At 41.6% G+C, this 22,915-nt stretch carries 21 protein-coding genes and 1 riboswitch; of the genes, 19 read left to right on the top strand and 2 right to left on the bottom strand.

Annotated features, from left to right (window positions below; genetic code table 11):
* Positions 1-145: 145 nt before the first annotated feature.
* From BIV59_RS05045 to BIV59_RS05030, 4 genes are all read left to right on the top strand, one after another.
* Positions 146-1,603 (top strand): PstS family phosphate ABC transporter substrate-binding protein, encoded by a 1,458-nt coding sequence (locus tag BIV59_RS05045; protein WP_240501853.1) that lies wholly within the window; start codon positions 146-148, stop codon positions 1,601-1,603.
* 501 nt (positions 1,604-2,104) lie between these two features.
* A complete protein-coding gene (locus BIV59_RS05040; protein ID WP_346417299.1) occupies positions 2,105-3,478 on the top strand; it encodes a coiled-coil domain-containing protein in 1,374 nt (457 codons plus the stop codon).
* A 462-nt stretch (positions 3,479-3,940) separates the two neighbouring features.
* Positions 3,941-4,381, top strand: coding sequence for a hypothetical protein (locus BIV59_RS05035; protein WP_071350365.1), 441 nt, complete (start codon positions 3,941-3,943; stop codon positions 4,379-4,381).
* Positions 4,369-4,659: a YxcD family protein gene (locus tag BIV59_RS05030; protein ID WP_071350364.1), complete on the top strand. Its 291-nt coding sequence runs from the start codon at positions 4,369-4,371 to the stop codon at positions 4,657-4,659. The genes BIV59_RS05035 and BIV59_RS05030 overlap by 13 nt, the downstream gene beginning before the upstream one ends.
* A 190-nt stretch (positions 4,660-4,849) precedes the next feature.
* Here BIV59_RS05030 and BIV59_RS05025 read toward each other — a convergent pair whose 3' ends face one another.
* Positions 4,850-6,253, bottom strand: coding sequence for an amino acid permease (locus BIV59_RS05025; RefSeq protein ID WP_071350363.1), 1,404 nt, complete (start codon positions 6,251-6,253; stop codon positions 4,850-4,852).
* A 366-nt stretch (positions 6,254-6,619) separates the two neighbouring features.
* A riboswitch (SAM riboswitch) is annotated at positions 6,620-6,723 on the top strand.
* Positions 6,724-6,949: 226 nt separating this feature from the next.
* On the opposite strand from BIV59_RS05025, the gene BIV59_RS05020 reads away from it, so the two are divergent.
* From BIV59_RS05020 to BIV59_RS04955, 14 genes are all read left to right on the top strand, one after another.
* Entirely contained in the window at positions 6,950-7,108 is a 159-nt protein-coding gene (locus BIV59_RS05020) for a YezD family protein (RefSeq protein WP_071350362.1), read from the top strand.
* A gap of 472 nt (positions 7,109-7,580) precedes the next feature.
* Positions 7,581-8,405 carry a M55 family metallopeptidase gene (locus tag BIV59_RS05015; protein WP_071350370.1) on the top strand — a complete coding sequence of 275 codons (825 nt, stop codon included), beginning with the start codon at positions 7,581-7,583 and terminating at the stop codon, positions 8,403-8,405.
* A 13-nt stretch (positions 8,406-8,418) separates the two neighbouring features.
* Positions 8,419-9,351: an ABC transporter permease gene (locus tag BIV59_RS05010; protein ID WP_071350361.1), complete on the top strand. Its 933-nt coding sequence runs from the start codon at positions 8,419-8,421 to the stop codon at positions 9,349-9,351.
* Complete coding sequence (locus BIV59_RS05005; protein ID WP_071350360.1) at positions 9,352-10,296, top strand: ABC transporter permease; 945 nt, start codon at positions 9,352-9,354, stop codon at positions 10,294-10,296.
* A gap of 5 nt (positions 10,297-10,301) precedes the next feature.
* A complete protein-coding gene (locus BIV59_RS05000; RefSeq protein ID WP_071350359.1) occupies positions 10,302-11,300 on the top strand; it encodes an ABC transporter ATP-binding protein in 999 nt (332 codons plus the stop codon).
* Between the two features lie 157 nt (positions 11,301-11,457).
* Positions 11,458-13,080 carry a peptide ABC transporter substrate-binding protein gene (locus tag BIV59_RS04995; protein WP_071350358.1) on the top strand — a complete coding sequence of 541 codons (1,623 nt, stop codon included), beginning with the start codon at positions 11,458-11,460 and terminating at the stop codon, positions 13,078-13,080.
* A 169-nt stretch (positions 13,081-13,249) separates the two neighbouring features.
* Positions 13,250-14,188 (top strand): S66 peptidase family protein, encoded by a 939-nt coding sequence (locus BIV59_RS04990; protein WP_481747414.1) that lies wholly within the window; start codon positions 13,250-13,252, stop codon positions 14,186-14,188.
* Between the two features lie 12 nt (positions 14,189-14,200).
* Positions 14,201-15,310 (top strand): mandelate racemase/muconate lactonizing enzyme family protein, encoded by a 1,110-nt coding sequence (locus tag BIV59_RS04985; RefSeq protein ID WP_071350357.1) that lies wholly within the window; start codon positions 14,201-14,203, stop codon positions 15,308-15,310.
* On the top strand, positions 15,300-16,223 hold the full coding sequence (locus tag BIV59_RS04980; RefSeq protein ID WP_346417300.1) for a C40 family peptidase: 924 nt from the start codon (positions 15,300-15,302) through the stop codon (positions 16,221-16,223). The genes BIV59_RS04985 and BIV59_RS04980 overlap by 11 nt, the downstream gene beginning before the upstream one ends.
* Positions 16,224-16,225: 2 nt before the next feature.
* Positions 16,226-17,233, top strand: a complete 1,008-nt coding sequence (locus BIV59_RS04975; protein ID WP_071350355.1) for an ABC transporter ATP-binding protein — start codon at positions 16,226-16,228, stop codon at positions 17,231-17,233.
* Positions 17,234-17,248: 15 nt separating this feature from the next.
* Complete coding sequence (locus BIV59_RS04970) at positions 17,249-18,037, top strand: serine hydrolase (RefSeq protein ID WP_071350354.1); 789 nt, start codon at positions 17,249-17,251, stop codon at positions 18,035-18,037.
* A 421-nt stretch (positions 18,038-18,458) separates the two neighbouring features.
* Positions 18,459-19,193: a polysaccharide deacetylase family protein gene (locus BIV59_RS04965; protein ID WP_240501852.1), complete on the top strand. Its 735-nt coding sequence runs from the start codon at positions 18,459-18,461 to the stop codon at positions 19,191-19,193.
* Positions 19,183-19,758 carry a DedA family protein gene (locus BIV59_RS04960; protein WP_071350353.1) on the top strand — a complete coding sequence of 192 codons (576 nt, stop codon included), beginning with the start codon at positions 19,183-19,185 and terminating at the stop codon, positions 19,756-19,758. Before BIV59_RS04965 ends, BIV59_RS04960 begins: the two co-directional genes overlap by 11 nt.
* Positions 19,759-19,817: 59 nt before the next feature.
* On the top strand, positions 19,818-20,996 hold the full coding sequence (locus tag BIV59_RS04955) for an MGDG synthase family glycosyltransferase (protein ID WP_071350352.1): 1,179 nt from the start codon (positions 19,818-19,820) through the stop codon (positions 20,994-20,996).
* 171 nt (positions 20,997-21,167) lie between these two features.
* Here the strand turns inward: BIV59_RS04955 and BIV59_RS04950 are convergent, their stop codons facing one another.
* Positions 21,168-21,998, bottom strand: a complete 831-nt coding sequence (locus BIV59_RS04950) for an STAS domain-containing protein (protein WP_071350351.1) — start codon at positions 21,996-21,998, stop codon at positions 21,168-21,170.
* 196 nt (positions 21,999-22,194) lie between these two features.
* On the opposite strand from BIV59_RS04950, the gene BIV59_RS04945 reads away from it, so the two are divergent.
* Positions 22,195-22,764, top strand: coding sequence for a YdcF family protein (locus BIV59_RS04945; RefSeq protein ID WP_071350350.1), 570 nt, complete (start codon positions 22,195-22,197; stop codon positions 22,762-22,764).
* The last annotated feature ends 151 nt before the right edge of the window (positions 22,765-22,915 follow it).

The raw sequence follows: 22,915 nt of genomic DNA, 5'->3' as shown, positions 1-22,915 counted from the left end.
TTTTTATATTATGACGCATAAAACGGAAATTTTTATATATACGTCTAAATTACAGGCGATATAATTACCGGAATATATTGAAAATTTTATAAATAAAGTGTAAAATTACACTAAAATTATAAAAAGTATGCAAAGGGTGATGGTTTTGAAAGATTCCATAAAGTTTTTTGTGATTTATTTAGGATTTGTTCCTTTCTTTGTATCACTGGCTGCACTGGTGATTTTGATGACAGGAATCATCCAAAATGAAGCAGTTGTCATTCTGGGTACTTTGATAGCGGGCGGTGCAGCAGCAGGGATTTTGACCGGAAAAGAGAGGCAAATGCATCCTGGTTTCAAAAGAAGGTACCTGCCATGCATCGTGAGCATCTTGTTTACAGCTGCATGCTGGAGTTTGTGCATTTTTATCAGCGGCGGCTTCTATGGGCATGGAGTTTGGGATATTTATGGATTTATACAGCTTCCGTTCATCCTGGTAAATTTCATTGCGGCTTTTATTGGAGATGGACCGCTTTTCTTGTATGGGCCGCTTTCCTATCAACTTGCCTTTACTGCCGGATTCTTTTTCAGCGAAAGACGAAGAGAAGACCCTTCCCCTGTTGAGGTGAAGAAAATACTGCCTTGGTCTGCAGCAATTATTCTGATATTTGCTGCAGGGAGTGCTGTATTGTGGCATAGAAGCCTTAATGTGCTTCCGTCTTATGGAATGGAGTATGGAAACGGATATTCGAGTACAGATTTGACTCTATATGAAGTGACGAATGGATCTAATATCTTGCCGAAGCTGGAAGGGGAAAGTTTGTATAATATCAAAGACAAAAAAGATATGCCTGTACTCGACGGGGCAGAGGCAGCTTTTCCTGTATACTCTGCATTTGCCCAGGCTGTATACAGGAATATTGGCAGTATTGATCAAGAAAGAGAAATAGTGAGTTTTAATAATACCATTTACGCGTTTGAGCGGCTTGTGGATGGAGAAGCTGATATTTATTTTGGAGCAGAGCCATCCATGAATCAAATTAAGCTTGCTAAAAAGAAACATAAAGAATTAGTTATGACACCTATCGGCAAAGAGGCATTCGTTTTTTTTGTTAACAAAGAAAATCCGGTAAAAGGCCTGACCTCCGCAGAAATTAAAGATATATATACCGGCAATATTACAAATTGGAAAAGCCTTGGAGGCAAGGATAAGAAAATACTCGCTTTTCAGAGGCCTGAAAATTCAGGAAGCCAGACAATATTGGAAAAAATAGTCGGCAAGGAACATTTAAAGGAACCGCTTAAAGAAGAAGTCCCGGAAGGCATGGGGGGCATTATTGAACAGGTTGCCGATTATAGAGACTATGACAATAGTATTGGGTTTTCTTTCCGTTATTTCGCTTCTAAAATGAACAGCAGCAAAAATATTAAATTTCTTTCCATAAATGGAATCGATCCCAATACAGCAAACATTTCAAATGAAACATACCCATTTACCGCCAATCTTTATGCCATTACATTGCGAGATAATCCTAATCCGGAAATCCGGCCATTTTTAAAATGGATGAAAGGCAAGCAAGGTCAAGAGCTCGTTGAAAAAGTGGGCTATGTTAATGCACAATAAACCGAAACTCCAAGGTAAGCTTGAGGAAGAGCTGGCCTTGGATTTTTTTGTTTTTTTTGAGGAATGTAGTTTAATGTAATGTTTGTAATATAAATGTAATAGTTTTATTACTTAATTGACAAAATTTGATGGTATACTACTTTTGGGTCGAAAAAAGGATGAATTTGGCTTTTTTGTTTAACTTTCGCCTTAGAACATACATAGGAAAGCTTTCACCAGAATCCTTAATTATACATTCATGAAGAAGTACTGTCTAAAGCTGTTTCTTTCATAAAGTCTCTTTTAAAGTAATGAGCATGCTCGACTGCAGGGAAAGTGAGTCCCTGAAGAAGAATCAAATGCAAGTTTAATAGAGCCTTCATTTAAGAAAGACAGCTTATCTAATAAACTAAAAAAATGGCTGTTAAAATGCTCTTGGTTCCACAGTTGGATGTGCAGTCCGCCGCCGTTAATCAGAGAGAAAATTTGCATTTTGGCCTATAGAAACTCAGGGGGAATAACGTGTTGAAGAAAAGATTAATTGCGATTAATACGACAATAGTACTTGGTTTGGGAAGCGTCTTTTCCATTCCTGCTGTACATGCTTCATCTATTCACCAGCTTCAGGGCGAAAAAGCCCAAATCAGCGGAAAACGTTCTCAAGTGCAGACTAATATTTCTGCTGCAGTTAAAAAGATTACTAGCCTTCAAGAAAGCCAGACAAAACTAAATGCGCAGATTAAGCGGATTGATCAGGCTATCGCGGATAACAATACAAAAATTGAAGAAACAAAAGAGAAAATTGCCCAAACACAGATTGAAGTAGATGGCTTAAGATCTGATATAACAAAGCTGAATGAAAGAATTGCAAAACGGAATGATGTGTTAAAACAGCGTGCGCTTTCTTTCCAGGAAAGCGGCGGAGATGTGGATTACCTGAGTGTTATTCTTGGTTCCTCAAGCTTTAGGGATTTCGTTGACCGTGTAGGTGCAGTTGCTACTATCGTTGAAGCTGACCAGGATATCCTTAAGCAGCATGAAGCCGATAAAAAAGAATTGAAGGAAAAAGAAGCAGCTGTTGAAAAGAAGCTTGCTGAATTAACCAGCACAAAGGTTGAATTCGAAGGAATGATCGCTCAAATCCAGGATCAGAAAAAGGAAAGCCTGATTCTTAAAGCAGATCTTAAAAAGAAAGAAGCAGAAACACAAGCACTGAAAAAAGGCCTTGAAAAAACAGACAGCAAGCTTGCTGCACAGGAATTTTCAATTCAAAAGCAAATGGAGCAGGAACGTAAGCGCCAAGCAGAATTGGAGGCTGCAAGACTCCGTGCGGCAGCTGAAGCACAGGCCCGCAAAAAAGAGATGGAAAAAAGAATGAGTGAGCAAAACCGCTCGCAAGCACAGTCATCTCCATCTCAATCTGAATCTCCATCTCAATCTGTCCCTGCATCAGACGACAGCCCGGCACGCAGCTCCGCTGATTCTGTGCACGTCATAAGCGGAGGCGGCAATCCTGTGACTGCCGGCTACCGGTATATCGGAAATTCCGTTTATGTTTTTGGCGGCGGAAGAAGCGACAGCGATATTGCTAACGGCAGATTCGACTGTTCAAGCTTTGTTCACTGGGCATATGAGCAGGCAGGAATCTCGCTTGGAGCAAGGGGCTCTGTCAGCACAGATACCCTGAAAAACATGGGCAGCCAGGTTTCATCTTCTGACATGCAGCCAGGAGATCTTGTATTCTTCAATACGTACAAAACTGATGGACATGTTGGCATTTACGTTGGTAATGGGAAATTTATCGGAGCACAAAGCTCTACAGGTGTAGCAGTTGCTGATATGACAAGCGGCTACTGGAAACAGAAGTTTAACGGACGTGTAGTCCGAATCAGATAATTATTCTAAAAAAAGCACGAGCTTCCTTCCTGGGGAGCCCGTGCTTTTTTGCTATTCCTGTGGTAATAGAGTTTCGGGAGAATCCTTAATTATGGAAGGTTGTAAAAACCTCAACTAAAATTACTCTTTTCTGTGAGACCCCGCAAGCATTGCTTGTGAGGCTTACCGCCCGCCCCGCGGAAAGCGGGCATCCTTGAGCGGAAATCAACCCACTTGTTCACTAGCAGCAAAGTTTACGCAAACAGTCAAATGAAAATACGAAGTCTATTTTTAGATGATATGTGTTTTGGAAAATGTTGATTGGGGAATATTATTCAAAATAACTATTTGATAATGGAATGAAACTTTTTATCCTTTTATCCGTATATAAGGATAGAGGAAAGGTGATGCGATAATATTATATTGTACAAACATTCTTCTTCATCTCAAGTTAAGTCAGAAAACATTCTTGGAGGAATAAAAATGATAAAAAAAATACTGGCTGCGATGCTCACCCTTACACTGGTGTTCAGCCCGGCAGGTGCTTCTGTATTTGTTGACCACAATCATACTAATACAGCGAGTGCCAAATCGTATAAATCCGGCAAGCGATCCTTTAACAGCAATCGCTCAAATTTCCAGAATAATAACCGTTCAAATTATCAGAGAAATAATAGATCGTACAATTCACCAAGCAAAAGCAATTCCTTCCGCAAAGGCGGCTTTATGAGAGGCATGCTGTTTGGCGGTCTGGCAGGCATGCTGTTTGGAGGCTTGCTCGGGCATTTGGGTGGCTTTGGAGCCATTTTCGGCCTATTAGTCAATGTAATAGCCATACTGATCATTATTATGATCATCAGCAAAATCTTTAGCCTTTTCAGAAGAAATCGCCGTCCAGAGGACAGAGATTCATGGAGAAGATAAAAGCTGAAGAACAGGATATCATTAATGCAGTCTGTCTTTATATTGCAGATAAAAAGGGGATTGCACCTGAAGAAGTGGAAGTAGAGCTCATGTTTGACGATGATTATGGCTTTTCTGCTGAAGTTTATACAGGCGGAAGAAAGCAGGTGCTCATTACCGTAAACTTAATCGAAGCCCTTCGTCTATGGCTTGACCAGGAGCTGCATCGAAACCCGTATGCCGGTATTGAACTCGTCCTCGATGATAATGAAGGCATAATTGCCTACATTACCGAATGATATATAGAAAATGAATCTCCTTATGAAGAGGAGATTCCTTTTTTTTTGCTAAAAAACAGGGAAGATACGTTGAGTTAGATAAAAGAAGGTTTTAAGTAAAACGTCAAACAAAACGGCACAGTGTGAGTTTATGCCATAAAAAATTGCCCTGGCATGAAAGACCAGAGCATTTTTGTAATGGATGACAGTGCTAATTCAATTTCGTTTTTGGTTTTCTCATTAAGATCGGGTAGAGAATAAGTCCGAAAACAAACAGCCCGATGCCTAAACGAAATGTTTCTAAATTGGCGGTGCCTGATTTTATTACCCATAGAGAATAAATGAGGGCAAGGACCGTAATCAATCCATCAAGCTTGCGTGAACCTTTAATGGTTTCGTATGTTTCGCCAGTAATCACAAGTTTTAGCTGGTAAATGGCAGAAACCAGATACGGGATCAAATAGGCTAGTGTAGCCACGACTATAACAAAATTATAGGCTATTCCTATTGTGCTGGAAATGGTAGTGAACAAGAAAACCTGTGTCATGACATTGGTTAAAGTCAAAGAACGGATTGGACTTCCGTTTTTATTTGTTTTGGCAAAAAAAGCAGGAAATAATTTATCCTTGGCAGCCTGATAGGGAACCTCTGAGCTGACAACGATCCAGCCAATCGTTGAACCTAGAAGGGAAATAAGTGCAAGGATTGCCATTACGGTAGCTCCCGGATGTCCCATTGCTGCCTCTAGTGCATCAACTAACGGCTTTTCTGAGTGGCTTAATTGGTCATGAGGCAATGCTCCCATCGTGAGAAGTGTAATGCCTACATATATAACTAAAGAGACGATCAGGCCAATAATGGTTGCTTTTTTAACATCATGCTGTGATTTGGCCCTGTTTGACAGCATAACGGCTGATTCTATGCCGATGAATGCCCAGAGCGTTGAGATGGCTGCATGATTCACTTGGCTTCCCAGAGAGAGAACATTGCCTTTTGCATCAATGAATGCCTTGCCGTTTCCAAGGTTGGCTGCATCAAAAATGAAAACTGTCACGATAATGAAAAGCGCAAAGCCGAGCACCTTGGCAATAGTTGTAGTAAGATTCATTGTGCCGGCGCTATTAAAGTTTTTTGCCAAAATGGCTTGAATGCCCCATAACATGACTGTGCAAACCATAAAGGTGATGAACTTACCCAGTTCTATAGTAGATGATCCCAGGTAAAAGAGCGGCTTAGTGCTTTGCATAATTGGAAAGAATGCAGATAGATAACCTGCGAAGGATATAATGACAGAAGCAGTGGCCGCCCAGTTTGCCGCCCAATATCCCCATGCCATACTGTACCCCGCTGCCCTTCCGGCTCTGGGGGAAGATGAAAACATAGCTTGTGCATAGCTTTGGGGCCCTGCCTTTAGTTCAGGTTTTCTGATTGCCAGATTCCCAAAAACTAAAGCAATTAAAAATACGCCAATTCCTGTAATGCCCCAGGCTATTGAAGATCCCAAGGAACTTGAATGCTGTGCCAGATTCGAGGGCAGCATAAAAACACCGCCGCCAACCATATTTCCAATAACGAATGTAGCCAATACCCACATTCCCCATTTTTTATTTTGCATAATAATCGACCTTTCTGCTGAGTTCATTTATATGTGAATAAGGAAAAAGATAAGTACATGTTTTATTACTTTAGTAGTATATAATAATATTTTAGTTTGGTAAAGTGATAAACAGATAAACCACTAAAGAATCGATGGGTAATTAAAGGAAATTTGCTTTATTTCTAAGGAAGGCGGGAATAAATGTGTAATATGAATTTTACAATCATGATTGTAAAATATTAATAATGTTTAAAAAACTTGATTTTTCCGTGAATTTAAATTGACAAAAATCAGCCGCGGATTTATTCTGTAAATATCCAAAAAACCAAGTTTTTTGATAAGTATTGTAAATATTAAGATGATAATTGAATATATTGCATTGAAAGCTTATCCAGAGAGGTGGAGGGACTGGCCCTTTGAAGCCTCGGCAGCAGATTCATGGAGAATACTGTGCCAACTCCAGCAGGCGTGAGTCTGGGAGATAAGAAGAGACCTTATTAAGGCATAAACCTCTTCTTTAAATATGAAGGGGTTTATTTTTTTCTCTGTAAAGCTCAGTCATGGTTTTTGCAAATGCAAAAAGGTGAAGGAATTCTGACGAAAAAGCAGGTTAAGTGTAACTGGAACAAAACTGATTTATTTTTGCCCAGGGGATCTGCAAGTGATGGGCTAATGATTGGGAAGTGTGTATATACATAAGGGGGAGCCGTGAAAATGGATGAATCAAAAATAAAATATATTCTTTCAAGTCTTAAAGAATTGGAATTCGGCTCCATCTTGATTACGGTTCATGATGGAGAAATTACACAGATTGATACCACGGAGAAAAAGCGTTTTCCTATCATTAAAAAACAAAATGAAAGAAAGAATTGAAAAAAGGAGCACCTTCTCCGGAAGGCAGCTCCTTTTTTTTGCTCGTCTCACATAACAAATTAAAAAACAACAATCTTTAAAAAAAGAGCATTTAGAAAAGAGCGTGTTCCCTTTGACAAGTCAGGTTGATTAGAGCGAGCATCCTGGAGCGGAAATCAGCCACCATGTTTCATAGCAGCAATGTTTACAAAAACAGCCTTTTGAATCATGCAGAAGAGAGATCAATCCAGTTTATCTTATAGGTTTTGTTGGTTCGAAACGGTTTGTAAACAATACTAATTTTTATTTCGAGATAATAAAGTAACGAAGACAGGAATTGAAAATTTTTTATCAGAAAGAAAAAACACCATGCTAGCAGCTTTTTCTGCAGGCTAATGCTATTAATAGAGCCAGATTTAGTTTGCAAGAAATAGTATTATAATTTATAATTTTAAGAAAATTATAACATTTTAAAAGGGGAGTGGATTTGGGGATGAAGTTATATGTGTCTGTCGATATGGAGGGAATCACTGGTCTAGCTGACCATACTCATGTTGACTCTTCTCAGCACAATTATGAACGAAGCCGGCTCATTATGACGGATGAAGCAAATAGTGTAGTTTCTGCTGCTTTTGAAGAAGGAGCAAGCGAGGTGATCGTCAATGACAGCCACTCTAAGATGAACAATTTGCTTATCGAAAGGCTCCATCCTGAAACACAGCTGATTACAGGAGATGTAAAGCCGTTTTCCATGGTTCAGGGACTAGATGATACATATACGGGAGCCATGTTTGTGGGATATCATGCACGGGCAGGCATGAAGGGGGTTATGTCCCATAGCATGATTTTTGGAGTGAGAAATTTCTTTATTAATGATACACCTGTTGGAGAACTGGGATTTAACGCATATGTCGCGGGGTATTACGATGTACCAGTAATCATGTCGGCTGGAGATGACAGGGCCGCTTTAGAAGCTGAACAGCTGATTCCAAATATCACAACCGTTACAGTAAAAGAAAGTATTTCCCGGTCAGCTGTAAAATCATTGACTCCTGCTAAGGCGGCTGCACTCCTCCGCGAAAAAACGGCATATGCGATAAAAAATATAGATAAGGTGAAACCGCTTACCCCGCCGGATCGCCCTCTGCTAGCCATTGAATTCTCTAATTACGGAGAAGCCGAATGGGCGAACCTGATGCCAGGCACGGAAATCGTCCCCGGCACTTGCACTGTCCGTTTCCAGTCAAAGGATATCCTTGAAGCTTACCAGGCTATGCTTGTCATGACAGAATTAGCGATGAGAACTACATTTTGTTAAGGGGAGCTTTTAGATGAAATCATACATAATCAAAAGGCTTGTTTCCATGATTGTGACTCTTTGGCTGATAGTAACCATGACGTTCTTTCTTATGCATTCTATCCCGGGGTCGCCATTTAATGAAGAAAGAGCTACAAATGAAGCTGTTCAAAAGAACTTGAAAGCTTTTTATCATTTAGATGAACCTCTTTATGTACAATATGGTGCCTATTTAAAATCGCTTGCGGTTTTAGACTTCGGCCCGTCCATAAAAAAACCATCACAGACAGTAAACGATATGCTCGGGAGGGGCTTTCCCATTTCCTTTGAATTAGGTATGTGGACCCTTATTGTGGCTGTCTTTTCTGGATTGATACTTGGTATAGCTGCAGCACTGCGCCATAACGGGATAATCGATTATGCAGCCATGGCCATTGCAGTGCTTGGGATTTCCATACCCAATTTTGTGCTGGCGACTCTATTGATTCAGCAGCTGGCAATAACCTGGCCGATTTTCCCTGTATCTACCTGGCAAAGCCCCATGCACATGGTTTTGCCGATCCTTGCTCTTGCAACTGCGCCAATGGCGATTATTGCAAGATTAACAAGGACAAGCATGCTGGAGGTTTTAACGCAGGATTATATCAGGACTGCCAGGGCAAAGGGCCTTTCCCCTCTTAAAATTGTCATTAAGCATGCGCTCCGCAATGCTTTGCTTCCAGTAATTACAGTGCTAGGGACTCTCGCGGCAAGCATCCTGACAGGAACCTTTGTCATTGAAAAGATTTTTGCCATTCCTGGCATGGGGAAATACTTTGTCGACAGCATCGGCAATCGTGATTATCCCGTCATCATGGGTACAACGGTCTTTTACAGCTGTATTTTAATTGTCATGCTGTTTTTGGTGGATATTGCATATGGAATTTTAGATCCCCGGATCAAGCTGCATAGAAAGGATGGCAATTAAATGGAACTTCATAAGATGAATGAATCCCATAGAGCGCCGGACATTCCTGATGAATGGTTCCGGCCAAAAAGTAAAGATGCGCAAAAGGCGGAAAAAGTGGTCAGGCCAAGTCTCTCATATTGGCAGGATTCATTTCGCAGGCTTTTGAAAAATAAACTTGCTGTCGGGGGCCTGCTTTTCCTGGTTTTTCTTGTGATTATGGCGATTTTCGGGCCGCTGCTTCCGCACCATGCGGAAAATTTGAGAAAACAAAACCTGCCTCCGTCCAGTGAATACTGGTTTGGCACAGATTCATTTGGCAGAGATGTATTTAACAGAACATGGATCGGTGCCAGGGTATCATTGTTCGTGGGGGCTGCTGCTGCTCTTGTGGATCTAGTTATCGGTGTTGCATACGGGGGATTTTCAGGATATAAAGGCGGAAGAACAGACAATTTCATGATGAGAATCATTGAAGTATTATACGGACTGCCTTATCTGCTTGTTGTCATACTGGTTATGGTTGTGCTTGGGCCTGGGCTTTTTACCATCATTGCGGCACTTTCGATTACTGGCTGGATTGGTATGGCCAGGATTGTCCGCGGGCAGGTCCTGCAAATCAAGAACTATGAATTTGTGCTGGCTTCAAAGACGTTTGGGACGAAAACCTCCCGGATTATTAAGAAAAACCTGCTTCCAAACACAATGGGGCCAATCATTGTACAAATGACGCTGACTATCCCGTCCGCCATTTTTGCAGAGGCCTTTCTAAGTTTTCTTGGTCTTGGCATACAGCCTCCGAACACAAGCTGGGGCATGATGGCAAATGATGCATTGTCGGCAATTTTAACAGGGAATTGGTGGCTTCTTTTCTTCCCGGCCTTTTTTATATCAGCGACAATGTTCGCTTTTAATGTACTCGGAGACGGCTTGCAGGATGCATTTGACCCTAAGCTAAGGAGGTGAGCAGGATGGAAAAAGTATTGAAAGTAAAAAACCTTGAGGTGAAATTTGATACATACGGCGGTCAAGTCGAAGCAGTAAGAGGTGTAACCTTTGATTTGTTCAGGGGAGAAACGTTGGCCATTGTCGGGGAATCGGGCTGCGGGAAAAGCGTGACTTCACAGAGCATAATGGGATTGATTCCAAATCCCCCCGGCAGGATAACGGGAGGGGAAATCCTGTTTAACGGCAGGAACTTGGCAAAAACCAGGGAAAAAGAAATGCGGAAGGTCAGGGGAGCAGATATTTCGATGATTTTTCAGGATCCCATGACAGCACTGAATCCTACACTGACAATCGGGGAACAAATCATTGAAGGCATTTTGCAGCATGAAAATATATCCAGAGAAAAAGCAAGGGAAAAGGCGGTTGAAATGCTTTCTCTTGTGGGCATTCCTGGACCGGAATCCCGGCTTAAGCAATATCCCCATCAATTTAGCGGGGGAATGAGGCAGCGGATCATGATTGCCATTGCCCTGGTGTGCAATCCTGAAATCCTGATTGCCGATGAGCCGACAACAGCTCTTGATGTTACCATACAGGCTCAGATACTGGAGCTTTTTAAGGATATACAAAAAAAGACTGGAGTTTCCATTATTTTAATTACTCATGATTTAGGCGTGGTGGCTCAGGTAGCAGACCGGATTGCGGTCATGTATGCCGGGAAAATAGTTGAGACAGGATCGAGGCGTGATATTTTTTACAAGCCGCAGCATCCATACACTAGAGGCCTCTTGCGTTCGGTTCCGCGGCTGGACAAAGAAGATGCGGAATTATTTCCTATTTCAGGGTCTCCGCCTGATTTATTTTCGCCTCCAAAAGGGTGCCCTTTTGCAGCAAGATGCGAATATACCATGGAGGTTTGCGACAGGGTGTACCCGCTGAAAACAGCACTTTCTAAGAATCATGAAGTGGATTGCTGGCTGCAGGATGAGCGTGCCCGGCACATGCTGCCTGCCGCTCCATAATGATTAACTATATACGGCATCACTGTCCGCGCGGCTCCTGGCCTTTGCGGATATAAGTATAGCTCTAAAAATTTGCTCTGTTAAAACTTTATGCCTTGCACTTGCACCGGATATCTGCAGAGAAGATTATCAGAGCTAAAAATTAAGGGGGAAGAATATGAAGAAGAAACTGGGAACGATTTTTATGGCTGCAACTCTGACATTAGCACTTGGAGCATGTACCGCAACAAAGGATGCAGGCTCAGAAGCGGATGGAGGGAGCAAAAAAGGCGGGGAAAAAGTGCTGAACCTGAATAATGGATCAGAACCCACTTCATTTGATCCGGTGATAGGCTTTGATGCTGTTTCATGGAATGCGCTGAATAACATCATGGAAGGACTGACCCGTTTAGGAAAAGACAATAAGCCGGCACCTGCTGCGGCAAAATCCTGGGATATTTCTAACGATGGAAAAACCTATACCTTCCATCTCCGTCCTGATGCCAAATGGTCAAATGGGGATAAAGTGAAAGCAGGAGACTTTGTTTATGCCTGGAAGCGCCTGCTGGATCCTAAGACAGGCTCATCGGCTGCATTCCTGGGTTATTTCATTGAAGGAGCCGAGGCATATAATACCGGCAAGGGTTCTGCAGATGATGTAAAGGTTGCGGCTAAGGATGACCAAACCTTTGAAGTAACGCTGACAAGTGCCCAGGCTTACTTTTTAAGTGTTATCGCCAATCCAGCCTTCTTTCCGGTAGATGAAAAAGTGGCTAAGGAAAATCCTAAATGGTTTGCTGAAGCCAAGTCCTTTGTCGGCAATGGCCCCTTTAACCTAACCGGCTGGACACATGACAGTGAAATGACGATGAAGAAAAATGATAAATACTGGGATGCCAAAAATGTAAAGCTGGATAAAGTGCACTGGGCCATGGTAGACGACACAAATACCGAATATCAGATGTTTAAAAAAGGCGATCTTGATAAGTCAGATGTTCCTTCAGATCTGGCCGAAAGTCTCTTTAAAGATCCCGAGCTTCACATCGATGACCAGGCAGGCGAATATTTTTACAGATTTAATCTTACAAAAGAGCCTTTCCAAAATGCAAACATCCGCAAAGCCTTTGCCATGGCTGTAGATCAAAAGGAAATGGTCGATTATGTGACAAAGAATAAAGAAAAAGAAGCGTATGGGTTCGTCTCTTACGGCTTTAAAGATCCTTCCGGAAAAGACTTCCGTGAAACAAATGGTGATCTGGTCAAAACAGATCCTAAGCAGGCGAAGGAGCTGTTAAAGAAGGGAATGCAGGAAGAAGGCTATTCTAAGCTTCCGCAGGTCACTTTAACGTATAGTACGGATGATGTGCATAAGAAAATCGCCGAAGCACTTCAAGGCATGTTCAAGAAAAATCTGAATGTCGATGTAAAGCTTGCCAATATGGAAGCGAACGTGTTCGTCACAGAGCAAAAAGCAATTAAATTGCAGCTGTCCCGAAGCTCTTTCCTTGCTGATTATGCAGATCCGATCAACTTCCTTGAAAACTTCCAGACTGGGCATTCCATGAACCGCACAGGATGGAGCAACAAGGAATATGACCAACTGATCAAGGATGCGAAAAGTGAGGGAGATGAAACCAAACGTTTTGAATTGATGTATAAAGCGGAAAAAGTGCTTTTCCAGGACATGCCGATCATTCCTATTCATTTCTATAATCAAGTGTACTTGCTGAATAAGTCTGTTACAGGAATTGTGTATCATCCAGTAGGTTATCTCGAATTGAAATGGGCTGACAAGAAGTAATGATCATGACATGCCATCAATGTAAGTCGCCATAGCTTCCGCTTATTCTTTGAAAAGGGAGTGTTTCCTCGAACACTCCCTTTTGTTCAATGGGGGAAAAGATCTTCTGGATTCAGAAAATCTATCCCGCAAATCGCATATAAATCTTAGGAAGATAAATGGCAAGATGATGAAAGGAGATTTTACCATGCCAATAAAGCCTAACCGTCTGCAAAAAGGAGATACAGTTGGAGTCATTGCTCCTGCCAGTCCCCCCAATCCTGAAAATCTGAAGAAATCTCTTCTTTTCCTGGAGGAGCTGGGACTGAAAGTGAAAATAGGGCAGCATGTTGAAAGGCTGAATGGATATTTGGCGGGTTCTGATGAAGAGAGGCTCCAGGATGTTCATGATATGTTTTTGGATCGTGAAATAAAAGCCATCTTTTGTGCCTGTGGAGGCTACGGCACAGGCAGGATAGCTGCAGGAATAGATTTTAATATCATTAAAGAAAACCCTAAAATATTCTGGGGATACAGTGATATTACCTTTTTGCACAATGCCATAAATCAGCAGACAGGCTTGGTGACTTTTCATGGGCCAATGCTTAGCTCAGATATAGGCAAGGAAGATGCAGATCCGCTTACAAAACAATTATTTTCCCAATTATTTGTTCCTGGAGATTTCACATATACAGAAGATATTTCGCCATTAACATCTATAATTTCAGGAAAAGCCCGCGGACAGCTTGCAGGAGGGAACCTGACGCTGCTGTGCAGCACTCTTGGCACACGTTATGAAGTGGATGTTAAAGGAAAAATTTTATTAATTGAAGATATCAACGAAGAGCCTCGCAATGTAGACAGGATGCTAAATCAATTGCTGATGAGCGGGAAACTGAGAGAGGCGGCAGGCATTGCAGTCGGCGATTTTAACCAATGTGAACCGGAAAGGGAACAAAGTTTAACACTTGATGAAGTGATCGATCATTATATCGCTTTAGCAAATGTGCCGGCAATCAAAGGATTCAAGATCGGGCACTGCTCGCCGAATGTATCAGTTCCTCTTGGAGCTTATGCGGTCATTGATGCAGATGAAAAAAAATTAGCCATAGAAAGCGGCGTTCTATAAGGAGTGACCAGCTTGAATATTATTAAAATCGAAACTTTTCGAGTAGCCGTTCCGTTAATTAAACCATTCAAGACAGCTCTCCGGACGGTGGAAATTGCAGAATCTGTATATATGAAATTGACCTGCGATAACGGCATATCAGGATGGGGCGAAGCGCCGCCAACCCTTGTCATAACAGGTGAAAGCATGGACAGCATTGAATCTTCCATCCACAAAGTCTTGAAGCCGTCGCTGTTAAATAAAAATCTTCTGCAATATGAATCTATTTTCCAGGAAATGAAAACAGTGATTACTGGAAATTCCAGTGCGAAGGCCGCAGCAGATATGGCTATTTATGACTGTCTGTCGCAATTTTGCAAACTGCCTCTCTACCAGTTTCTGGGCGGATACAGAAAAGAAATAGAAACAGATTATACGGTAAGTGTGAATGGTCCTGAAGAGATGGGCGAAGATGCGGTTTCATATATTAAGCGGGGCTTTAATGTTCTGAAAATAAAGGTAGGCAAAGATCAGGCAGCTCTTGATATAGACAGAATCACAGAAATCCGCAGCCGTGCGGGCAAGGATATTAAAATCCGCCTGGATGCCAATCAGGGCTGGACACCAAAGGAAGCCATCCGGACGATAAAGACATTGGAAGACCGGGGCTTGGATATTGAACTGGTGGAGCAGCCCGTGAAGGCTCATGATATTGAGGGGCTAAAGCAGGTAACAGATTCTGTAGAAACTAAAATTATGGCAGATGAAAGTATCTTTACTCCAAAGCAGGCTTTTGAGGTATTAAAAACGCGCAGTGCTGATTTAATCAATATCAAACTCATGAAAGCCGGAGGCATTTATCAGGCACAAATTATTAATAACCTTGCAGAAGCATGCGGGGTGGAGTGCATGGCAGGCAGCATGATTGAAACCAAAATCGGGCTGACAGCGGCCGCGCATTTTGCCGCAAGCAAAAAAAATATCACCCGATTTGATTTTGATGCTCCGCTTATGCTTGCAAGAGATTTGGTTGAAGGGGGCATTGTTTATAATGGGCGCAGAATTTCCCTTCCAGAGTCCCCTGGTCTTGGAATAAGCGCGGTACACGCAGAAGGAGGAAAAGGTATTGAAAGTGCAGGCTGAAATGATTGTCAATGTGCCGGTAGCAAATGTATGGACTTCTTACGGATCGCCGAGAGAAATAGACGAAGATGCTCTTTCGCTGCCTATGAGGCTGGAGTCCTGGCTGAACAGAATGTCGTTTGAACAGAGGCTGGAATTATGCAATGCCAATCTCCTTCAATCACAGGCATTATATGGACAAAAAGTGCTGGTGATTAATGAAAATGAAGACTGGGCAGAGGTCTGTATACCTGATCAGCAATCAAATAAGGATGAAAGAGGCTATCCCGGATGGATGCCTAAAAAACATTTGGCATCACTGGCGGAGAACTTCGAACAGCATACTGCGCATGCTGCAATCAGAAAGAAGAAGGCGTGGCTTTTAGATGAAAAAAATCGCCAGCCCCTGCTTCAGCTAAGCTATGGAACAGCCCTGCCGGCAGCGGAAGTACAAAATGACTATGTAAAAGTAAGGACCCCGGATGGATATGGTTTTTTTAGACAAGAAGATGTAGATGTAATAGAAGATTTTAAGAGTGAAAAAGGCAGCGGCCAGGATATCGTGGATTCCGGCAAACAATTCCTCGGTCTTCCTTATTTATGGGGAGGAATGAGCAGCTTTGGCTTTGACTGTTCAGGTTTCAGCTACACGATGTGCAAAATGAATGGTTACCTGATTCCAAGGGATGCCGGAGAACAGGCTCAAAAGGGAAAGAAAGTAGGACTGGATCATATTCTGCCGGGAGATTTGCTGTTTTTTGCATATGACGAAGGCCAGGGAGATTTGCATCATGTAGGGATTTATTATGGAGATGGCAAATTGCTTCACTCGCCAAAAACGGGAAAAGACATAGAAATCATTTCGATAGCAGGAACATTTTACGAAAAAGAGCTTTGCACAGCAAGCCGTTATTGGCAGGAGACGAGGGCATAATCATGGAAAAACTATTAGAAGTGAATAACCTGAAGAAGCATTTTTCATTAGCAAAAGGGGAATCTCTTAAAGCGGTTGATGGAATTTCCTTTTCTGTTAATAAAGGTGAAACATTTGGAATAGTAGGGGAATCAGGGTGCGGGAAATCCACGGCAGGAAGAACGATTATGGGTCTTTATAATAAGACTGATGGTGAAGTTCTTTTTCATGGAAACGATATTCATTCTTTGAAGGAAAAAGAAAAATTGAACTTTCATAAAAATATGCAAATGATTTTTCAGGATCCTTATGCCTCATTAAATCCGAGATCAACAGTCAGTGAGATTATTTCTGAACCGATGGAGGTGCATGGTTTATTTTCGTCTAAGAAGGATAGGATGAACCGGGTGTATCAGCTGCTGGAGGATGTGGGGCTAAACCGTGACCACGCAAACCGGTATCCTCATGAATTCAGCGGCGGACAGAGACAAAGGATTGGCATCGCCCGTGCACTCGCCTTGAATCCTGAATTCATCATAGCAGATGAACCGATTTCTGCCCTTGATGTATCTGTGCAGGCACAAGTGGTCAACCTGCTGAAACGCCTTCAAAAGGAAAAGGGTCTTACATATTTATTTATTGCCCATGACCTTTCGATGGTCAAACAAATCAGTTCCCGGATTGCTGTGATGTACCTGGGGCATATCGTTGAGCTTACAACAAGCAGCGAGTTATACAGCAAACCGCTACATCCCTATACCCAGGCACTTTTATCCGCGATTCCGATTCCTGACCCGGATATTGAGGATAAACGGGAACGGATCATTCTGAAAGGGGAACTGCCAAGTCCGGTTAATCCTCCGAGCGGATGTGTGTTCAGAACACGCTGTTCTTTTGCCATGGATGCCTGTGCCCAGCATAAGCCAAAATGGCAGGAAAAAGAGCCGGGACATTTTGTTTCTTGCCATTTGTATAATCCGGATATAATGCGTGACGGAAATCAGGGCAGTAAAGCCCTTGCCTTTAAATAGGAGGAAATCGCTTAAATGGATTTATCAAACCTGCAAAAAAAAATTGAATCGCATATTGCAGAATTCCCTGGCAGGATCAGCTATAAAATAGATAGCGCAGATCAGTTCATTCAGAAAGATGCTGCTGAATGTTTTCAAGCAGCAAGCTTGATTAAGATTCCAATTATAATGGAAGGTTTTCGCCAAATAGAAGAAGGCAAGATGTATCTTAATGAGCGTGCAGAGATATCAGACAGTGATCTTGCGGGCGGCTCCGGTGTCCTTCATGCATTAAGCAAATCAGGTTTTACGATAGAGGATATGCTGACACTTATGATTATCGTATCCGATAATACAGCAACGAATATGCTGATCAGGAAAATGGGAATAAATAGCATTCATCAAACAATTGCCTCGCTCAATTTGAAAAAGACCGTACTTGGCAGGTATATGATGGATTTCGATGCCATTGGAAAGGGCTTTGATAACTATACTTGTGCAGACGATATGGTGACCTGTTTACGCAGTATCCATCAGGGAAGTTTTCTTTCTGGAGAGAGCAGGCGGCATATTATCCGCATTATGGAAAAGCAGCAGCTGGTCAGCAAACTGCCTGCAATGATGAATTCGAATGAAGTGACAGTTGCCAGTAAAAATGGAGCAATACCGGGAGCAGAACATGATTCCGCCATAATTACCCGGGGAGATGTAACGGTATATGCAGCTGTATTAACGGACAGCTTGGAAAGTGAGGAAGACGGAAGGAGAATCATTTCTCAGATTGGCAGGTATATTTATGAAGAAATGATGTTATCCTTTAAATAAAGAAAGGGAGTGAACGCTCCTTTTCTTTATTTTTTATCGCATATCAGTTTTCCCTTCATTCCGTCATGAAAAGGGGTATGCCCGCTTCGTTTTTCTGCATGTATAGTCTGCTGTGTACATTGCTTCAGTTTCTTCCCCCGAATGCAATTACACCCTAATATGGTACTAAAAAATTCCATTCTATTGTTTTTTAATGCAATTTTAATGTTATTTTCATTTGATATTCACAGTACTTCTCTACACTTATAACAGTTAACTGCTAAGCGTCAAAAATGGAAACAAAGCTAGTATCGAAAAAATCATTTCCATAAATGTTAAAAATAAACTATTATTTAACTAATACAGCTTTTAGGCTGAAATGATAAGCAAGGATTATTTTTTTTGGCAGCATGAAGATTTGCCAAAGAAAGCGAGGACACATGTGATTTTTTTTCTTTTGCTGATTTTACTTGTATTGGCCATTTTGGCATATGGTCCGCTTTCAACTATTATCATTAGAGTGTTTTCACTTGGAATATATAAGCGAGGATTAAGGAATAAGGGCATATGTCTTACATTTGATGATGGTCCGCACCCTGTTTATACTCCTCAATTATTGGATCTATTAAAAAAATATGATATTAAAGCTGTTTTTTTTGTAGTTGGTGAGCTTGCCAAAAGGTATCCGGCGCTTATAAGGCGAATGAGAGATGAAGGACATGAAATCGGCATCCATCATTATCGGCATGTAAGCAGCTGGATGCTGCTTCCGCATCAGCTCAAAAAAGAGATTCAGGAATGCTCAAAAATCATTGAAATTATAACAAATAAGGAACCGGTATACTACCGGCCACCATGGGGACATTTTAACCTTTTTACGTTACTGCTTTCTAGGGGATACAACAAAATTTTGTGGTCTTCAATCTCAGGAGACTGGAAAATACAGAAAGAAAATGATCTTATAAAAAAGATCACTGGAAGTGCCTCTGATGGCACAATCATCCTATTGCATGATAACGGAGATACGAAGGGAGCAGATCCTGAAGCTCCAGCTGTCATGCTGAAGGCACTGAATCAAAGCATTCCTTTGTTAAAACAGCAAGGTTTTCGGTTTCTTCCGCTGAATTCGCTGATTAACGGAAATAAAGGGACAGCAGGAATCAAGAATGAACATTGAACAGATTATGCCTTATTTGCAGGTGTATGGTTACTGGATCATCCTGCTTATCCTTTTTTGCGGCATCGTTGGCATACCTGCGCCGGAAGAAAGCTTTATGGTGTTTCTCGGGGTGCTGTGCGGTGCACATCAACTGAACTATTCATTAAGTGCATCCGCTGCAGCCATAGGGGCGGTAAGCGGTATGATTACTGCTTATTGGATCGGCAGGACACTTGGGCAATCTTTTATCCGCAGGTTCGGGAAATACATTAAAGTGACACATGAACGCTGGGAAATAGTTGAAGGCAAGTTCCAAAAGCATGGAAAATACTCACTGCTGATTGGTTTTTTTCTTCCGGGTTTAAGGCAGCTGAATCCATATATAGCTGGGACAAGCGGATTTTCCTTTCCGGTTTTTCTCATTCTGTCAGCTGCCGGAAGTGTCATTTGGGTAATTACATTTGTGACACTGGGCTTTTTTCTTGGTGATAAAATACATGTCGCTTATATACCGCTGCTCGCTGCAGCATTTGTGGCAATCCTGCTGCTGTATAAATGGTTTAAAAAAAGGCATAGCGCATAAGTGTCCCAAAATATAAAATACATTAAAATGTAAGTGTACTCTCGCTGGGAGGGAAAACTATGAAAAAAATTCTTATCATGCCATTGCTGAGAATGCCATCTGGCCATCACCAGGTAGCAGAGGCCGTTGCAAATATGATACAACAGCAAAAAAAAGATGTTGAAATAAAAAAAATAGATTTTATCAGTTACACAAGCGGGATCCTGGAAGCCATAGTCACGAATCTTTATTTAAAATGGATCCGATATACACCGGGGTCATATCAATGGGTATACGGCAAGTATGTGAATGCCGATTCCAAAGAAACGGCCCTTCTGAAGTTTTATAAACATCTTTTCATGAAAAAAATGAATCAATTGGTGGCTGAAGAAAAGCCGGATTTAATCATCTGCACCCATGGCTTTCCATCTCTGCTGCTCAGCCAGTTAAAAGCTGACGGCAAGCTTAGCATCCCTGTTGTCAATGTATATACAGATTTCTTTATGAATGACATGTGGGGTAAAGAGGCCATTGATGCCCATTTTGTCCCAAATAAACAGGTGCAGCTATCTTTAATGAATAAGTTTAAGGTTCCGAAAAAAAACATCTTTATAACAGGTATACCTGTACACAGTGAATTTTTGCTGAAGAAAAAGGATGGGCTGCCAAAGGACAGGGGAAATCGGAAAAAGGTCCTGATTAGCGGAGGCAACAGCGGGTTAGGGGACATTATGAATTTGCTTCAAGATGTAAAAAAAGCCGGGGACTTTGATTATCGGGTATTATGCGGAAACAATCAAAAATTACTGAAACAGATTCAGTCATGGAAACTGCCGCATATAACCCCTATTTCTTATATTACGTCCAGAAGCGCAATGAATATCTTATACAATGAAGCAGATGCAATCATAACAAAGCCTGGCGGAGTGACCATCAGTGAAGTGATCCGGAAAAAAATCCCGATATTTATCCATTCTGCACTTCCCGGTCAGGAAGAGGTTAATCTGAAGTTTTTGAAAGACAGGGGCCTTGCATTTGAATTCATGCCTGATCAGCCTATTGAAAGCCAGCTGGCCAAAGTGATTGGCAATGATAAGAAGATGTCCATTTTTAATAAACAGCTGGCTGCCTATAATAAGGAGCTGAATGTTAAAGAAAAGGATATTGCCTGCTTAATTGATTCACTGCTTGAGAATCATGCATATAAAGAAATGAGACAAGCAAGAAATGACAGTTTTTATGTATCAACTTCATATTGATGAAGCTGTATATCGCCTGTGATACCATGTGCCTGAACGGGAGATTTAACTCCATTGTTATTATCCGGCCCTATATGGTTTTATATTAAGTTAAGGCTCCGGCAATTGCCGGAGCCTTAAAGGGCAGGAATGGTCCTCAAACTTAGGCACCGATGGGTGTGCTTCTGACACTTAGCGTGCTTGCAGTTCATTTAGTATCTGTCTGAGGCTTCCCCTAATATTGAACGATTGAAAATCAAGACCGAGCCTGATGATGGTTTCGGCGATTCTAGGGCGGATTCCCGTCAAAATTGCTTCAACTCCCGTAAGTTTGAGTGCATTGATTATTTCTCCTATTTTATGGGTAGCTGTTTCATCAATCATCGGGACGCCGGAAAGGTCTATAATCAAAACTTTCAGGTTTAACTTTGTACTTTCCCGCAATGTAATATCCATGATTAATTTTGCCCGGTCAGGGTCAATTTCGCCGATGACCGGCACGATTGCAGTGTTTTCATAAACTGGTACAATAGGTACTGATAGCTCTTCAAGAGCAGAATATGCTATATTCATTAGATTTTTATTGTGTTTCTCAAATTCATCGCCGAAAATTTCTGTGATGGAATCAAGCAGCGGATCGATTTTTTTGCTTACATTAAGCATGGTAATGGCTGCAAATTGGCGTTTCTCCAGCTCCTCAGTAAAAGCATCCCAAATGACGGAACGATAATAGGTGAGAGCTCTTAGTGTATCAACAAGGGGAACGTGATTTCGTATTGAATATTCTCCGATCATCCTGGCCCAGTCCTTTACCTTTTTCTCTATCTCTTGCTTGTTGCTGTACAAAGACTCCCCTAAATATGATATAAGCATTGATCTCCACTCAATAAGCTGTTCCTCGGATGCGTCGCTGTACCTTAAACGCTCTCTATACTCACTATCCTGAATTAAACCCAGGTTTTCTGCTAATTTGAGCTGATTCTCAACAATTTTTTTGCCGATATACTGTAACTCAGATTCCATCACGTTTTCTCCTAATTAAAAGTAATATCATTTATTGAAAATGATTCATTAGTATTATGATAATGGTTAAGTCCATTATCATCAAGATTTAAGCGTAAAAAACCGTTATCCACCAATAAGCCGGATTGCAGCATACCTAGCTTATCATGCATAAAGCAGGTAAACGGAAAAATTGATTAAAGGATAGGGAACGCCGATGAAAAGAAGGAAGAAAGTGATGCTGGCATTTGCTGCTATTTGTCTTATATATCTCATATTCCTCCAAGTGAAAATATATCAGGCCAGCACTGAGGCTGTACCAAAACATGCTTCGTACCTAATCGTGCTGGGAGCGAGAGTAAATGGAACGATTCCTTCCCTCGCTCTCAAAAACAGAATTCACACTGCTGCCCGTTATTTGCGGGAAAATAAAGATACCATGGTAATCGTATCTGGAGGAAAGGGTCCTGGCGAAACGATTTCTGAGGCAGAATGCATGAAGAGGGAGCTCACTGCACTTGGCATGGAAGCTTCCAGGATCACTATGGAAGACAGGTCAGTCAGCACCTATCAAAACTTAGCTTACTCGAAAAAGCTGCTGCCTGATCCAAAAGCTGAGGGCATCTTTGTTTCAAATGATTTTCATATTTATCGCGCAGGTTTAATGGCTGAAAAACAAGGCCTTCATACAACAGGGCTTCCAGCAAAAACACCGAAGGTAATTATACTGAAAACGTATCTCCGTGAATATCTCGCTATTACAAAATTTTATATAGCAGGCTCGTAATGCGATAGGGCGAAATAAAAAATGATGCCTTACAGGCGTCATTTTTTTAGGCTCTTTTCTTAAAGATTATTGTTATTTAATTGTTCTGTGAAGCAATCCTGTTGTTATAACGGGTTGATTGGAGTGGAAGGTGCGAGACTCCTGTGGGATT

The sequence above is a fragment of the Bacillus sp. MUM 13 genome (assembly GCF_001866725.1).
GTDB lineage: Bacteria > Bacillota > Bacilli > Bacillales > DSM-1321 > Peribacillus.
This window is presented reverse-complemented; position numbering and strand designations above follow the sequence as displayed.